We start from the raw sequence: 923 nt of genomic DNA, 5'->3' as shown, positions 1-923 counted from the left end.
TTATCTGTCGTGCTGACTGGCGCGGCGCTAGCCGCGACAACGGTCACCGATTCTCCGACCGCTTCACAAACCCAGCTCGCCATGCCGGCGGTCAGCGGCACCATTAATCTGCATCAGCGCATCGCGCTGCCGCCCAATGCAGCCTTAACGGTTACCGTTTCTGATGCCACCGTGCCGGATACGCCGTCGCGCGTGCTGGCGCAAAAAGTGGCGTGGACGGACGGCAAACAGGCACCGTTTATCTTCTCCTTGCCGTATAACCCTGCCGACGTGCAGCCGAATGCGCGTATTCTGCTCAGCGCCGCGGTGACCATTGATAACCGCGTTGTGATGGCGACGCAGGATTTCCCCGCAGTGATCACCAACGGTGTGACGCGCGCGGATTTGCTGTTGATTCCGGTGGAGTCGGTTGCACTGCCAACCCATTCGCAGGGAGGCCTATTGACCCCCAGTGCGCCAACACCGCTAAACACTGAGGGATAACACCTCATGGCTCTCAGGGCGTTTCGCCCCGATGTTGCCCTGACGTGTAAAGGTTACCCCCTCGGCCCTGAGCGCTTCGCGTTGGCGAAGGTAATCCGGGCCAGTTAGCGAAATTTCACCATGGCGATTTATCACCCGATGCCAGGGAAGTGAGCTGCCTTCGGGCAGCTTTTTTAATACGCCGCCGACCTGACGGGCAGCGCGTGCGGAACCCGCCAGGCGCGCCACCTCGCCGTAGGTGGTAACCTTGCCCCAGGGAATGGCGGCTACGACATGAAAAACGCGCTGGCGAAAGTTATCCTGCTCCATCGCTGCTCCTGTAAATACTACGATGAATCAACATAGTGGCACAGCTGCGCGGGCTTGCAAATGTGCGTTTCACTGGCCGAAAGGCTGAAATCGAATAAGAAAACACCGGTCGGCTGCGGTCAACTTGCAAT

General features: G+C 59.0%; 2 protein-coding genes. One reads left to right on the top strand and one right to left on the bottom strand.

Going from position 1 to position 923, the window contains the following annotated elements:
- A partial coding sequence (locus J5224_RS30500) for a YbaY family lipoprotein (protein ID WP_264628781.1) occupies positions 1–483 on the top strand: 483 nt, incomplete at its 5' end.
- On the opposite strand, the gene J5224_RS30495 is transcribed toward J5224_RS30500, so the two are convergent.
- Positions 466–792, bottom strand: a complete 327-nt coding sequence (locus J5224_RS30495; RefSeq protein WP_264628780.1) for an MGMT family protein — start codon at positions 790–792, stop codon at positions 466–468. The two genes, J5224_RS30500 and J5224_RS30495, sit on opposite strands and share 18 nt — an antisense overlap.
- Positions 793–923 lie beyond the last annotated feature (131 nt).

Source organism: Candidatus Symbiopectobacterium sp. NZEC135, from assembly GCF_025962695.1.
The sequence above is the reverse complement of the archived record's forward strand: the minus strand, read 5'-3'. Positions and strand labels throughout refer to the sequence as shown.